General features: G+C 61.8%; 14 protein-coding genes. 5 read left to right on the top strand and 9 right to left on the bottom strand.

Annotated elements, in window-relative coordinates; translation table 11 throughout:
• Positions 1 to 242: 242 nt before the first annotated feature.
• The 4 genes from ABWV89_RS07610 to ABWV89_RS07595 all read right to left on the bottom strand — a co-directional run bounded on the left by ABWV89_RS07610 (position 243) and on the right by ABWV89_RS07595 (position 5422).
• Positions 243 to 1550, bottom strand: a complete 1308-nt coding sequence (locus ABWV89_RS07610) for a replication-associated recombination protein A (protein ID WP_353396060.1) — start codon at positions 1548 to 1550, stop codon at positions 243 to 245.
• A 19-nt stretch (positions 1551 to 1569) separates the two neighbouring features.
• Positions 1570 to 2214 carry an outer membrane lipoprotein periplasmic chaperone LolA gene (lolA, locus tag ABWV89_RS07605; RefSeq protein ID WP_353395626.1) on the bottom strand — a complete coding sequence of 215 codons (645 nt, stop codon included), beginning with the start codon at positions 2212 to 2214 and terminating at the stop codon, positions 1570 to 1572.
• 74 nt (positions 2215 to 2288) lie between these two features.
• Positions 2289 to 4655 (bottom strand): DNA translocase FtsK, encoded by a 2367-nt coding sequence (locus ABWV89_RS07600; protein ID WP_353395624.1) that lies wholly within the window; start codon positions 4653 to 4655, stop codon positions 2289 to 2291.
• Positions 4656 to 4747: 92 nt separating this feature from the next.
• A complete protein-coding gene (locus tag ABWV89_RS07595; protein WP_353395623.1) occupies positions 4748 to 5422 on the bottom strand; it encodes a Crp/Fnr family transcriptional regulator in 675 nt (224 codons plus the stop codon).
• Positions 5423 to 5592: 170 nt separating this feature from the next.
• Here ABWV89_RS07595 and trxB point away from each other — a divergent pair, with 170 nt between their 5' ends.
• The 4 genes from trxB to ABWV89_RS07575 all read left to right on the top strand — a co-directional run bounded on the left by trxB (position 5593) and on the right by ABWV89_RS07575 (position 8000).
• A complete protein-coding gene (gene trxB / locus ABWV89_RS07590; protein WP_353395622.1) occupies positions 5593 to 6540 on the top strand; it encodes a thioredoxin-disulfide reductase in 948 nt (315 codons plus the stop codon).
• Between the two features lie 287 nt (positions 6541 to 6827).
• Positions 6828 to 7061, top strand: coding sequence for a 50S ribosomal protein L28 (gene rpmB / locus ABWV89_RS07585; protein WP_353395621.1), 234 nt, complete (start codon positions 6828 to 6830; stop codon positions 7059 to 7061).
• An 11-nt stretch (positions 7062 to 7072) separates the two neighbouring features.
• Positions 7073 to 7243 carry a 50S ribosomal protein L33 gene (gene rpmG / locus ABWV89_RS07580; protein ID WP_353395620.1) on the top strand — a complete coding sequence of 57 codons (171 nt, stop codon included), beginning with the start codon at positions 7073 to 7075 and terminating at the stop codon, positions 7241 to 7243.
• A 202-nt stretch (positions 7244 to 7445) separates the two neighbouring features.
• On the top strand, positions 7446 to 8000 hold the full coding sequence (locus ABWV89_RS07575; protein WP_353395619.1) for a cupin domain-containing protein: 555 nt from the start codon (positions 7446 to 7448) through the stop codon (positions 7998 to 8000).
• On the opposite strand, the gene ABWV89_RS07570 is transcribed toward ABWV89_RS07575, so the two are convergent.
• Complete coding sequence (locus ABWV89_RS07570) at positions 7984 to 9648, bottom strand: class I adenylate-forming enzyme family protein (RefSeq protein WP_353395618.1); 1665 nt, start codon at positions 9646 to 9648, stop codon at positions 7984 to 7986. The genes ABWV89_RS07575 and ABWV89_RS07570 overlap by 17 nt on opposite strands.
• A gap of 216 nt (positions 9649 to 9864) precedes the next feature.
• Between ABWV89_RS07570 and ABWV89_RS07565 the strand changes: the two genes are divergently transcribed.
• Complete coding sequence (locus ABWV89_RS07565) at positions 9865 to 10779, top strand: helix-turn-helix transcriptional regulator (RefSeq protein ID WP_353395617.1); 915 nt, start codon at positions 9865 to 9867, stop codon at positions 10777 to 10779.
• A 3-nt stretch (positions 10780 to 10782) separates the two neighbouring features.
• Here the strand turns inward: ABWV89_RS07565 and ABWV89_RS07560 are convergent, their stop codons facing one another.
• The 4 genes from ABWV89_RS07560 to ABWV89_RS07545 all read right to left on the bottom strand — a co-directional run bounded on the left by ABWV89_RS07560 (position 10783) and on the right by ABWV89_RS07545 (position 12814).
• Positions 10783 to 11208 carry a hypothetical protein gene (locus tag ABWV89_RS07560; protein ID WP_353395616.1) on the bottom strand — a complete coding sequence of 142 codons (426 nt, stop codon included), beginning with the start codon at positions 11206 to 11208 and terminating at the stop codon, positions 10783 to 10785.
• A 127-nt stretch (positions 11209 to 11335) separates the two neighbouring features.
• Positions 11336 to 11683, bottom strand: a complete 348-nt coding sequence (locus ABWV89_RS07555) for a zinc ribbon domain-containing protein YjdM (protein WP_353395615.1) — start codon at positions 11681 to 11683, stop codon at positions 11336 to 11338.
• Positions 11684 to 11807: 124 nt separating this feature from the next.
• Positions 11808 to 12491 (bottom strand): GNAT family N-acetyltransferase, encoded by a 684-nt coding sequence (locus tag ABWV89_RS07550; protein ID WP_353395614.1) that lies wholly within the window; start codon positions 12489 to 12491, stop codon positions 11808 to 11810.
• A complete protein-coding gene (locus tag ABWV89_RS07545; RefSeq protein ID WP_353395613.1) occupies positions 12488 to 12814 on the bottom strand; it encodes an NIPSNAP family protein in 327 nt (108 codons plus the stop codon). The genes ABWV89_RS07550 and ABWV89_RS07545 overlap by 4 nt, the downstream gene beginning before the upstream one ends.
• Positions 12815 to 12872: the final 58 nt, after the last annotated feature.

Below are 12872 nucleotides of genomic sequence, written 5' to 3'. Positions count from 1 at the left end.
GAGATGCGCGTTTATCGATTCTTCGGCTTAGCAAAAAACCCGCCATGCCTGGAACGATTGGACGACACCAGACAGCGGGTTGTAACCAGACATTTTATCCCGGCCGCTCATGCACCGAATACGTGCAAGCACCGATGCGGCTGATACTTTTTTGCGGCTCAGTGCGCAAAATTCGCGAAATTGAACCATTTGGAGCGGAAATAGCGGGGCCCGGCGCATAGACAGATCGCAGCCGCAGCGACCTATTTGGCTCGGCCGCCCGTCTCCGAGGAATGGCGCGCTTCCTCGTTTCGTGCGCGCAACTGGCGCATTTTTTCCGCGATGCGAATCTCGAGCCCCCTCTCCACCGGCTGGTAGAAGCCGGGCTCGACCATGCCGTCGGGCAGGTAAACCTCGCCGGCGGCAAAGCCATCTGGCTCATCGTGGGCGTATCGGTAGTTCTTGCCGTAGTCCAGCTCCTTCATGAGCTTGGTCGGGGCATTGCGCAAATGCATGGGCACCGGGCGTGAACCGTCTTTTCGAACAAAAGCCCTGGCCTGGTTGTAGGCGACATAGACCGCATTAGACTTGGGCGCCACGGCCAGATAAACCACGCACTCGGCCAGGGCCAATTCTCCTTCCGGTGAGCCCAGACGCTCATACACTTCGGCCGCATCGAGTGCCAGCCGCAGCGCCCGAGGGTCGGCCAGTCCGATGTCTTCACTGGCCATGCGCACAAAACGGCGCGCCAGATAGCGAGGGTCTGCACCGCCATCGAGCATTCGAACAAACCAATACAGTGCCGCGTCCGGGTCCGAGCCACGAACGCTCTTGTGCAGTGCACTGATGGTGTCGTAGAACTGCTCGCCACCTTTGTCATAGCGACGCATCCGCTCGCCCAGAACCTTCAGCAGCCACTCGTCGGTGACCTGCTCACGCTTTTCCTTGCCCGCGGCTACCGCCAGTGTCTCCAGCGTGTTGAGCAACCGCCGTGCGTCGCCGTCGGCATATCCCAGCAAGCGCTCGAGGGCGGCCTCTTCCACGGCTGGCACGGCTTTGATGGCCTGCGCCCGCTGCACCAGCTGACGCAGATCCTCGTTGCCCAGCGGCTGCAGCACATACACCGCAGCCCGCGAGAGCAGGGCCGAATTCACCTCAAAGGACGGGTTCTCGGTGGTGGCGCCGATGAAGGTAAACAGGCCACTTTCCACGTGCGGCAGGAAGGCGTCCTGCTGGCTCTTGTTGAACCGGTGCACCTCGTCGACAAACACGATCGTGCGCTGGGCCTGCAAGCCATCGCGCGCAGCCTGCGCCTGCTCCACGGCCTCGCGAATGTCCTTGACACCCCCGAGGACTGCACTGATGGTGATGAACTGCGCGTCAAACGCGTCGGCCATCAAACGTGCAATGGTGGTTTTGCCAACGCCCGGCGGCCCCCAGAGAATGCAACTGTGCGGCTGGCCCGATTCAAACGCCAGGCGCAAAGCCATGCCCTCACCCAGCACCTGCTGCTGACCAATGACCTCGGAGAGACTCTTGGGTCGAAGGCGCTCGGCCAGCGGTACGTGCATTCCCGTCACGGCTGGATGCTCACTGGCTGATCACATCGGCACCCTGCGGCACCTCGAACAGGAAATCATCGGGCTTCAACGATGCACCATCGTTCCACCCACTGAAGGCCAGCACGGACACCTGACCCAGCCCGTCGGTGATCTCCAGGCGAGCCAGACGGTCGCCATCAAAGCCCATGCGCACGAGCTCTACCTGGCCGTCCTGCCGCTTTGGCCTCGCTTCCAGCCAGGCCAGTCCGTCACCGCCGTCCACATCCTTGAGCTCGAACGACTTTCGCACGCTGCCCATGTCTGTGCTGGAGGCGATCAGGGCTGCCGGCGTGCTGCCCAGTGCCTGCTGCTGGTCGCGCTTGGTGACCTGATTGAGGTCGGCGTCAAAAAACCAGAGTGTGTGTCCGTCGGCCACGATCACCTGCTCGAAGGGCCGGGCGTAGACGAACCGGAACCTGTCTGGGCGCAAGAAGGTAAACCGCCCGCTCGACGTCTTCTGGCGCTGGACTTCTTCACCCTGGCGCTTCGGCGAGGTCACTGTCTGCGTGAAGGCCGCGTCGCCGCTGCGGGTTTTCTGTACGAACTGTTCCAGTGCGCTGATGCCCCCCGCGTGGGCAAGCCATGTCGTGCAGCTCAAGGCCGCTCCGATGAAAACGTGTCTGAGTTTGATCATGGTGAGTCTGACCCGCCCGCAGGCGGTTGGTTCAAAGCACTGCGCAAGGTTTCTTCCCGGCACAGCGCCCGGTATCAATCTTCGCGCGAAGCCACCAGGATGTCGCGCTGGCCGCTGGAGGTCAGGGCACTGACCAGACCGGCGTTCTCCATGTCTTCGAGCAGGCGGGCCGCACGGTTGTAGCCGATCTTGAGCTTGCGCTGCACGTAGGAGATGCTGGCTTTGCGGTCCTTGATGACAATGGCCACCGCCTGGTCGTACAGCGGGTCCTTCTCGCCACCTTCGCCGTCACCACCTTCGCCGAAGATGTCCGCGCCGCCTTCTCCTGCACCGCCTTCGAGCAGTCCCTCCACATAGTTGGGCTCGCCCCCCTGCTCCTTGAGATAGGCCACCACACGGTGCACTTCGTCGTCACTGACGAAAGCGCCGTGCACGCGCGTCGGGAAGCCCGTGCCGGAGGGCAGGTACAACATGTCGCCCATGCCCAGCAGCGTCTCGGCCCCCATCTGGTCGAGAATGGTGCGGCTGTCGATCTTGCTGCTGACCTGGAAAGACAGGCGCGTCGGGATGTTGGCCTTGATCAGGCCGGTGATCACATCCACGCTGGGGCGCTGCGTCGCCAGAATGAGGTGAATGCCTGCGGCGCGGGCCTTCTGCGCCAGACGGGCGATGAGTTCTTCGATCTTCTTGCCGACCACCATCATCAGGTCGGCCAGTTCGTCGATGACCACCACGATGTAAGGCAGACGATCCAGCGGCTCAGGTTCTTCAGGGTTGAGGCTGAACGGGTTCGGAATGATCTCGCCCCGGGCCTTGGCATCGTCCATCTTGGTGTTGAAGCCTGCCAGGTTGCGCACGCCCATCTTGCTCATGAGCTTGTAGCGGCGCTCCATCTCGCCCACACACCAGTTCAGGCCGTGACCAGCTTGCTTCATGTCAGTCACCACAGGTGCCAGCAGATGCGGAATGCCCTCGTAGACGCTCATCTCCAGCATCTTCGGATCAATCAGCAGCAGGCGCACGTCCTTGGCGTCAGCCTTGTACAGCAGCGACAGGATCATGGCATTGATACCGACCGACTTGCCCGAGCCGGTCGTACCAGCGACCAGGCAGTGCGGCATCTTGGCCAGATCCGCCACCACGGGCTGACCGCCGATGTCCTTGCCCAGCCCCATGGTGAGCAGCGACTTGGCATCGTTATAGGTTTGCGACCCCAGGATTTCGCTCAGGCGGATGGTCTGGCGTTTGGCGTTGGGCAGCTCCAGCGCCATCAGGTTCTTGCCCGGAATGGTCTCGATCACACGTATCGACACCAGCGAGAGCGAACGCGCCAGATCCTTGGCCAGGTTCACGATTTGCGAACCTTTCACGCCAGTGGCCGGCTCGATTTCGTAGCGGGTGATCACAGGGCCAGGGGCCGCTGCCACCACGCGCACCTCAACGCCGAAATCCTTGAGCTTCTTCTCGATCAGGCGGCTGGTCATCTCCAGCGTCTGGCTGTCCACCGTGGACTGCATCTCTGGCGGACTGTCGAGCAGGTCCACCTGCGGCAGGTTGCTGTCGGGCAGCTCCTTGAACAAGGGTTTCTGACGTTCCTTGATGACGCGCTCGCTCTTGACCACTTTGGGCGTCGGGGTCTCGATCACGAATGGCGCCGGGTGCTGATCCTCGATCTCTTCACGCACCACGGCCACGTCCACTTCCCGCTCACGTGCAGCCTGTTCGCCAATGCGCTGGTCTTCCACCGCCTCGCGTTTTTCGCGCCGGGTTTCAAACCAGGTCACCAGCTTCTGACCAATGGCTTCGGCCCAATGGCCCCAGGAAAAATCGAACACACGGGGCGTCACGGCCACCGCCAGCGCCAGCAAGGCCAGCGCCGACCCCGTCACCCCCAGCCAGCGCAAGGCAGACTCACCCACCAGCTGCCCCAGCACGCCGCCCGAATGCCCGGGCAATGCGCTGTCCCAGCTGTGCAGGCGGCTCCATTCCAGGGCCGCACTCACCACCAGCAAAAGGGTCAGGCAGATCCAGAAAGACCAGCGCGATTGCCACCAGCGCTGCAACGCTGAGGCATCCGGGTCGGGTGCACCGATGGAGGCTGGCGCAATGCCGTGCGTGCCGCGCAACCACTTGGCCAATGCCGAGAGCCATACGCGCAAGCCGGCGAGGAAGACCCACCAGACGGAGAAGCCCGCAATGAAGTAGCCGGCATCAGCCAGCAAGGCCCCCAATGCGCCCGTCCAGTTGGTGACCCTGTCGTTGGTGCCCGAAGTGCTCCACGCGGGGTCGGCAGATGAGTAGGTCAGCAAGGCCAGCAGGCAGAAGGCCAGAACCGCAGCGCCGAGCACCAGGCCGATCTCGTGCGCAAAGCGCGAAACGCCGGTCGGCACCTGTTCCTGGGCCCGCCGGTCTGCGTTCAGTGTGTTGAGAGAATAGGTCATACAAGGGCGATCAATTCCGCAACGACTTTAACGCATGTGAACACGCCGGCACGCGTGGCACAAAGCCACGCGTAACAGAGCGTGTGAAAGCGTCAGCCCAGGGAATTGAGCCGTTCCTTGATGATGGTGTTGCCGTCCTCGTCGACTTCGATGAAGCCGCGGTCTTCCAGGTCTTTCATGACCCGGCTGACCATCTCGCGGGAGGCTCCAATCATCTTGGCCACGTCCTGGCGCGACACTCGGTCGCGAATGATCAGGCGGCCATCGGGATCTTCGCGCGCTGTCTCGAGCAGGGCGCGGGCTACGCGGCCGTACACGTCGAGCAGGGCCAGCGATTCAATCTTGCGGTCGGCCTGGCGAAGGCGCTGGACCAGTCCGCGCATCACCGCATAGGCCATGGAGGTATTTTCGGGCAGGCAGCGCGCAAACTCGGCACGGCCGAGAATCAGGACATCGGTCTGGATTTCGGCCCGAACGGAAGCCGAGTGAGGCTGGTTGTCGATCAGGCTCATTTCGCCAACGTAGTCGCCGGGATTCATCGTGGCCAGAATGACCTCACGGCCGCGGCTGTCAGTGGTCACGACCCGGGCACGGCCAGTCAGGACAATGGCGAGGAAATCGGATTTCTTGCCCTGTTCCACAATGACTTCGCCGCGCTTGAACCGCCGTTTGACAACCGCATCTGCCACTGATTCGGCCTGCAGCTGCGTCAACGTAGAGAAGAGAGGCACGCGGCGAATCAGTTCAAGGTTCGACAATATGGACATGCATGGGCTCCATTAACGCGGCTGCTTCACAGCAGCACTTTTCTTAGAATGGCAATGTCAGCCAAGTGACACTGCTTTAATGTAGCGGAATAATTTCACGTAATGGGCCAAAAAAGGCCCGCAAATACACTCTAAACCACAGATTGCGCCCAATGCAGCGCAAAAGCGTCATGAAGCACACCAAAGTACTCATTCTCGGTTCAGGACCTGCCGGCTACACGGCGGCCGTGTATGCCGCACGCGCCAACCTCAACCCCGTTCTCATCACCGGCATTGCCCAGGGGGGGCAGCTCATGACGACCACCGAGGTCGACAACTGGCCTGCCGACGCCGACGGCGTGCAGGGTCCGGAGCTGATGCAGCGATTCCTCAAGCACGCCGAGCGCTTCAATACCGAGATCATTTTTGACCACATCAACAAGGTCGACCTCTCCAAGCGTCCCTTCACCCTCAAAGGTGACAGCGGCGAATACAGCTGCGATGCCCTGATCATCGCCACCGGTGCTTCCGCCAAGTACCTCGGCCTGCCATCCGAGGAGGCCTTCATGGGCAAAGGCGTCTCGGCCTGCGCCACCTGCGACGGCTTTTTCTATCGCGGCCAGGAAGTCTGTGTGGTTGGCGGTGGCAATACCGCCGTTGAAGAAGCGCTCTACCTCTCCAACATCGCCAGCAAAGTCAGTCTGGTCCACCGCCGCGACACTTTCCGCGCCGAGCCGATCATGGTCGACAAGCTCATGGAGAAGGTCAAGGAAGGCAAGATCGAGCTCAAGGTGCACAACGTGCTCGACGAAGTGCTGGGCGACGAGACCGGCGTGACTGGTGCCCGCATCAAGAACGTGCAGACCGGCGCCACCGAGGACCTCAAGCTCCAGGGCTGCTTCATCGCCATCGGTCACAGCCCCAACACCGAGCTGTTCACTGGCCAGCTGGAGATGAAGGACGGCTACATCGTGCCTCGCTCCGGCTCCAATGGCATGGCCACCATGACCAGCGTGGAAGGCGTCTTTGCAGCCGGCGACGTGCAAGACCACGTGTACCGCCAGGCCATCACCAGCGCCGGCACCGGCTGCATGGCAGCACTGGACGCGCAGCGTTTTCTGGAGCAGCAAGGGGGCTGATCAGGCACCCGGCAGGCTCCGGGGCGGCCGCCTCGCCCGACGAACGGCCGCTCCACTGGTGACAAGCCACCGTCAAAAGCGCTACAATCGTGGGCTTTGCTGCACCTTTGCCGCTTCACATATGGGATACGGTCAGCGCAGCAAAGACACAAGGGTTACCGCCACCCTGAGAATCTGGCGAGGTGAGGCTCAACCGCCAGTTGGAAACACCAGGGCTTTCTTGATGAAAGAAAGTCCGAAGGCTTCAACCCGCTGCGGCAGCTGTAAACAAGTATCGGAGTGTCCTGATGGCACGCGTATGTGATGTAACGGGCAAGAAGCCCATGAGCGGGAACAACGTTTCCCACGCCAACAACAAAACCAAGCGCCGGTTCCTGCCGAACCTGCAATATCGTCGTTTCTGGGTCGAGAGCGAGAACCGCTGGGTTCGTCTGCGCGTCTCGGGTGCAGCTCTGCGCCTGATCGACAAGAAGGGCATTGATGCCGTGCTCGCAGACATGCGTGCTCGCGGCCAGGCATAAGGAGAACCGACATGGCTACCAAAGGCGCACGCGAGAAGATCAAGCTGGAGTCCACTGCTGGAACCGGTCACTTCTACACCACCTCCAAGAACAAGAAGACCACGCCCGAGAAGATGCTGATCAAAAAGTTTGATCCAAAAGCTCGCAAGCACGTGGAATACAAGGAAGTGAAGCTGAAGTAATTCGGCCCTCTCTCCTGGCAAAAAAGCCGTGAACCTGAAAGGGTCCACGGCTTTTTTCATGTCCGCGCCGGGCAAAGAACCCGGCTTGTCGAGGGCAGCTTGCCCTGTACCTGTGGCGGGACCTCGCGGCAGCATAGGGCTTTTCAACCCGACCCTGTCCACGGCACAAGCCAGGATGCAAGAAAGCCAGGAGGAGACACACATGGCCCAAACACAAACACAAACACAAACACAAACACAAGCACAAACAACTGCTCCGGCTCACCAACAGCCCGGGTTCAACCCCGACCAGATCCGGTGGCAGCCGTTTGGCGACGCGCCGCACTTCGCCTACCACATCCAGCAGGTAGACCTGGCACAAGGCATTGCCGATGTGCTGTTTCGCTTCGATGCCGGACAGCGCATCATCCTGCATCGCCACATGGCCCTGAACCACACCTTCGTGGTGCGCGGCACCCATGTGATCTATCACGCCGACGGCAGCGTCAAGGAGCGGCGCCCCACAGGCAGCTACACCGTTTCGCCGGCGGACACCACGCCACACACGGAAGGTGGCGGTGAAGACGCAGATGCCATCGTGCTGTTCAGCATGCGCCCGGAACCTGGACAGCTCCTGTACGAGCTGCTGGACGACAGCGGACAGAAAGTGGGAGAGATCGACCTGCCCTTGCTCCACCAGCTGTGGCTGGCCCAACAGGAAGCGCAGGCTGAGCAGGCCGCAGGAAAGGCCCAGGTGCCTGCTACGACGCCAGCCTGAGGCCGCCGGACTCAGCTGCCTCGTTCGGCGCAGTCAAGGCGATCTGGCGGACATCCTTGCGCAACAACTTACCCAACGGCGATCGCGGCAGCTTCTCCACCAAGCGGACATCCACCGGCCACGGTGGCAGGCCTTTGAGCGTCTGGAGGTGGTCGCGCAAGGAAGCGGCCAGCGCCTCATCAGCCAGCTTTACCTTGTGCTTTCGCCGCAGCGAGGCTGCCACCACCAGCACCGGACCGCGTCGGTCCGCCCCCTGGGTGACCACCACTTCCTTGATGGCCCTGTGGCTCAGCATGTGATCTTCGAGCTCGCGCGGGTAAAGACGCGCACCATCATCGACGACGATCACATCGGCTTCCCGTCCCATGATGTGCAGCCGGCCCATGGCGTCCTTGTAGCCCAGGTCGCCCATGTACAGCGGCTCCGACATGGTGCCACCGGCTGACGGTTCATGGCCTTGGCCTTGGCCAGGGCCGGTCTGCCAGTGATCAGAGAAACGTGTGGGGCTCGTCACCCATACTTTGCCCACCTGTCCTGATGGCAGCGAGCGTCCGTTTGCCCCGCGCACAGACACCGACACCTCGGGAACGGCCGCGCCCACAGAATGCAGTGCATGCCAGTCGCCTTTGACCATGGCCAGGCGGTGTGCAGTCGGGCTCAGCAAGGTCACTGGCGGCAACACTTCGGCGCTGCCATAGCCTTGCTGGAGAATCGGACCGAACAGCTGTATCGCCTCGATCAGGTGCGGCAAATGCATGATCTCCGTGCCATAAATGATCTGGCGCAAGGATTGCAGGCGCTCCAGGTCATCTGCTGACAGGTCCAGAACATCGCTGATCTGGCTGGGGGTGAGGAACAGGCGTTCGACACCATGGGTTTCAATGGCGTTGACCAGGTCCTGTGTTTCGTAGGAGCGCGGAATCACCAGCGAAGCCCCGGACAACAAGGACGGCAGCAACATGCCGCCACCTGCCCCTGACAACGGGATGGCGCTCATCGCGACCCCGATGTCGTGCGTCGCCGCCTCCAGGTCCAGATGACGAATCAGCAGCTGCAGACTGGTCATCAACGAGCGATGGGTCGCAGCGAGCAGCTTGGGTGTGCCAGTGGTGCCGGAGGTCATGCCCAGCGCTGCGGTGGCTTCAGGTTCAAAGCGCGTGCGCTCAGTGAGTGGCTCAGCCTCTTCCACCCATCGTTCGTAAGGGCCGCCTGTCGCGATGCGGATGATGCCTTCAGGCAAGGCCAGACGAGCCAGCGGCATGTGTTCGCCCGCTACCACCAGCCCGGGCCCCACGCGCGTGATGGCCTTCCAGACCTGCTCGCTGTCGGCGTGCGCGTGCATGGTCATCAACACGGCACCGATCTCCAGCGCAGCCAGGCGCAACTCGATCAGGGCCGCGCTGTCCGGCAATTGGCACAGGACCCTGTCTCCGGGCTGGATGCCGGCAGCTTGCAGGGCTCCGGCCAGACGCATCACACGCTGCTGAAGCTGGGCATACGTCAGGCTGCGATCAGGTGTGATGAGAGCCAGCTTGGTGGCGTGCCTGCGCAACGCCCAGCGCACGGCGTCTCTTGGCAGCCTGAACCGGGCCAGAAAGGCCTTGGCGAGCCAGTGGCCAAAGCGGCGTCTCCAGCGTTGACTTGGCATCCCTTCCCCCGCAACAATCACCGAATAAGATAAAAGAATACAAAAACAGCCAAACAGCAGTCAGTCTGACCGCCATTTGACGTGATGCCCTATGCTCACACGTGATGCCGGCACAAGCTTGAACCAACCCGCCAACCCGCATTGATGCCTACCAGCCTTAGCACTTCTGCCCGAACAAAAGGGCAACAGCCCCCTCGCGTCCGCGCCGTGCAGGACATGCATCACAGCGTCCTCCATGCCGTGGCGCCCTGGACGGCCGCAGACCCGTTGACGACTAACGACGACGGAGAGGCTGCAATCGACTTGAGCATGTGGTGCCGGCTGGGCACGCAGGCACTGAGCCCTGTCCATTCGCCGCAAGAGCCCTCACGCATCATGAAAGACCTGGCCCCGCCGCTGCCGGGACTGACCGACAGCGACGCCGGCATGCAGGCTGCCGCGCGGCTGGTCTGTGTGGCGGAATCGGCGCCGGTGGTTCGGCTGCTGGGCTCGTCACGGGACGAGAAGGATTTTGTGCGGCGCTGGAACCTCATCAGCGACTCCCTGCCCGGCCACTACCACACCAAACTCCAACTCGACGGTGCGCACGCCATCCGCGTGAGCATTGGCGCCAACCAGTCGCACCAGTCGCCCCGAGTGGCGAGGTTTCTCAGCCATGTCATCGCTGCCGCATTTGAGCGCATGGGCGGACAGGCATTGGCCGATACCGACAGATCAACGGGTGATCAACAGGGGCGGGTTGCCATGCTGGCGCGCCCCACCCAGCCCATCGCACTGACGCAACTCAATGGTTTGAGTGCATCGGACCCCTTGATGCCACTGCTCGTACGTGTCAGCGAAGCTCCCGACGACAACTGGGGGCTCGAGCGCGCAGCAGAAATGATGCACATGTCCCCGCGCAATTTCCAGCGCAAGCTGGCGCAACGAGGCATCACCTGGCCAGTGCTGTTGCGGGCATTGCGGCTGCATGCAGGCATCGATGCCGTGATCGAAACGCACGAGCCGCTGACCAGCATTGCACACCGGTGTGGCTTCGCCGACTCGGCTCATTTCAGCAGGGTGTTCAAACTCGCTGCCGGCCTGCCACCTCAGGCCTACCGGATGCTCTCTCTGGGCAGCAGCGCGCGCTGAAGCTCAACGCTTCTTTGGCAGGATCACGTCAAGTGTTTCGCCACCCCAGCCATGCTGCTGGTCGCGCGCTTCGACGGTCACGCTGCTCACGCCGGACGGAATGTCGACCCCGTAGAGATCCCGGGTGAACGGCTGCTCGCCCGCATGGTCGTGCCAGAGCTTGCGCACACCGTAAACGGTACCGTCCTTGCCCTTGACCCTGAACCCATCCGCGTACCGGTCTGGTGTGTCGTAGGGCGAAGAGATGGTGACATCGAAGTCGAACTGCCGGCCGCCACCGGCAGCAGGCCTGACCTTCACGCCGATCACGTCGGGGAAGCGCTGTTGTGTCTCCTGTTGTCCGGTCTGGGCAGAGGCCCGCGCCATCATCAGCAGGGACGAGCACGACATGGCCAGGGACAACATCAGTGGCAAGACGGTTTTCTGCATGGCAATTCACCCCGGAGATTCAAGTGTGCAGGAGCGGGCCGGATTCGTCTTCGCACCTGTGGGCTTTTGAGGCTATGGAACTCCGACCTTACCGTCACCCCCTTCCGTCAGGGGTAGCGAAATGTGATCAGGCCTTTTTCACGAACTCGGATTTGAGCTTCATGGCGCCCACGCCCGGAACCTTGCAATCGATGTTGTGATCACCCGAGACCAGGCGAATGCCTTTGACCTTGGTGCCAATTTTCACCACCAGTGACGAACCCTTGACCTTGAGGTCCTTGATGACCACGATGTCATCCCCATCGGCCAGCGCGTTGCCGTTGGCATCCTTGGCGTCAATCACATCGTCGTCCTGCCCGGCCACCGCTTCTTCTCCCGCTTTCCACTCATGCGCGCACTCGGGGCACATCAGCATGTCGCCATCCTCATAGGTGTAGGTGGAATTGCAGGCAGGGCAAGGAGGCAAGGCACTCATGGGGGTTGATGTCTGGAGACGGGTAAACGATGAAGAACGAAAGACGAAAGACGAAAGACTAACGACGAGAAATGAAATCTCCTGGCACGCACACCGGGAGAGGCGACCATTGTATGGGGCGCTGCTACTCCACCACCGAACGCACCAGCATGGAAAACAGGTCTTGCGACCACTGGTGACGCTTCTCCCTGGGTGGAAACCGCGCGTCGTACGCCTCCGCGGCGGCGGGGTCGAACTCGAACACCGGGCTGATGTGCAGTGTCCAGCGAGCGGGCGCCTCCGACGCACTAGCGCTGGCATCGAAGAAGCCCTGACGCAATGGCAGCACAAGCAAACCCAGAGGGTAGCGCCCACCGGACATGCACACGTTGAGGTCACGTCCGGTCTGAAAGCCGTGCTTGCAGTAGTTGTGTGGATCGCCCAGGATGGCAATGGCCGCATAGCCTTTTTGCGTCGCCAGGGCTTTCGTGTGCTGGATCAGCGCCGCGCCCACACCTTTGCGCTGCCAGGCCGGGTGCACGCACAGTGGCCCGAAGGTAGCCGTCTCTGCTCGCTGGCCCGTCTGTTCGTTCACCAGGAATGAGCGGGTGTAGACAATGCTGCCCACCAGTTCGCCGTCGACCTCGGCAACAAATGTGAGGTCTGGCAGATAATCGTCGTGACCATGGATCAGGTGCGTGGTGTAGTGCTCATCACAGCCAGGCCGGTAGAGATTCCAGAACGCTTCACGGGTGAGCATTTCCACGGACCGGTGGTCCGCTTCGGTTTCGAGGCGAATGCTCAGCTTGCCAGGCAGCTGTCCGCTCAAGGATGCGTCCCCCAGGGCGCCGCCAGCAGCAGCTGGTTATCCTGCGTCTTGAGCAGCGGCCGCAACTGCCGGGCAAATGCCATGAAGTCATCATCCTGCATCAGCCGCTTCCAGAAGTCGCGCCGGTCGTCGTCGCTTTCAAAACGCCACAGGTGCACCAGCTGATGCAGCTCGCCGGTATCACTGGTGAAATAGCCCACACACTTCTCGCCAAACCCACCGGCCTCCATCGCGGGCCAACCCTGCGTGGTGTAGAGACGCATCACCTCCGGCATCTGGCCGACGATGACGGAGTAGGTTCGCTTTTCGTAGATGACGGGCATGGGGTGTTGTCTCCTGATGGCTGGCGCGTGCGTCATTGGCCCTCTTCTGAAAGCAGAC

Origin of the sequence: Hydrogenophaga sp. 5NK40-0174, from assembly GCF_040372165.1 — a bacterium.
GTDB lineage: Bacteria > Pseudomonadota > Gammaproteobacteria > Burkholderiales > Burkholderiaceae_C > Hydrogenophaga.
This window is presented reverse-complemented; position numbering and strand designations above follow the sequence as displayed.

Bases quoted from the DNA above. Each gene is read 5' to 3' on its own strand.
- ABWV89_RS07610 (WP_353396060.1), bottom strand. From the start codon at position 1,550: ATGCACGTACCGCTGGCCGAGCGCCTTCGACCCAAGAGTCTCTCCGAG.
- lolA (WP_353395626.1), bottom strand. From the start codon at position 2,214: ATGATCAAACTCAGACACGTTTTCATCGGAGCGGCCTTGAGCTGCACG.
- ABWV89_RS07600 (WP_353395624.1), bottom strand. From the start codon at position 4,655: ATGACCTATTCTCTCAACACACTGAACGCAGACCGGCGGGCCCAGGAA.
- ABWV89_RS07595 (WP_353395623.1), bottom strand. From the start codon at position 5,422: ATGTCCATATTGTCGAACCTTGAACTGATTCGCCGCGTGCCTCTCTTC.
- trxB (WP_353395622.1), top strand. From the start codon at position 5,593: ATGAAGCACACCAAAGTACTCATTCTCGGTTCAGGACCTGCCGGCTAC.
- rpmB (WP_353395621.1), top strand. From the start codon at position 6,828: ATGGCACGCGTATGTGATGTAACGGGCAAGAAGCCCATGAGCGGGAAC.
- rpmG (WP_353395620.1), top strand. From the start codon at position 7,073: ATGGCTACCAAAGGCGCACGCGAGAAGATCAAGCTGGAGTCCACTGCT.
- ABWV89_RS07575 (WP_353395619.1), top strand. From the start codon at position 7,446: ATGGCCCAAACACAAACACAAACACAAACACAAACACAAGCACAAACA.
- ABWV89_RS07570 (WP_353395618.1), bottom strand. From the start codon at position 9,648: ATGCCAAGTCAACGCTGGAGACGCCGCTTTGGCCACTGGCTCGCCAAG.
- ABWV89_RS07565 (WP_353395617.1), top strand. From the start codon at position 9,865: ATGCATCACAGCGTCCTCCATGCCGTGGCGCCCTGGACGGCCGCAGAC.
- ABWV89_RS07560 (WP_353395616.1), bottom strand. From the start codon at position 11,208: ATGCAGAAAACCGTCTTGCCACTGATGTTGTCCCTGGCCATGTCGTGC.
- ABWV89_RS07555 (WP_353395615.1), bottom strand. From the start codon at position 11,683: ATGAGTGCCTTGCCTCCTTGCCCTGCCTGCAATTCCACCTACACCTAT.
- ABWV89_RS07545 (WP_353395613.1), bottom strand. From the start codon at position 12,814: ATGCCCGTCATCTACGAAAAGCGAACCTACTCCGTCATCGTCGGCCAG.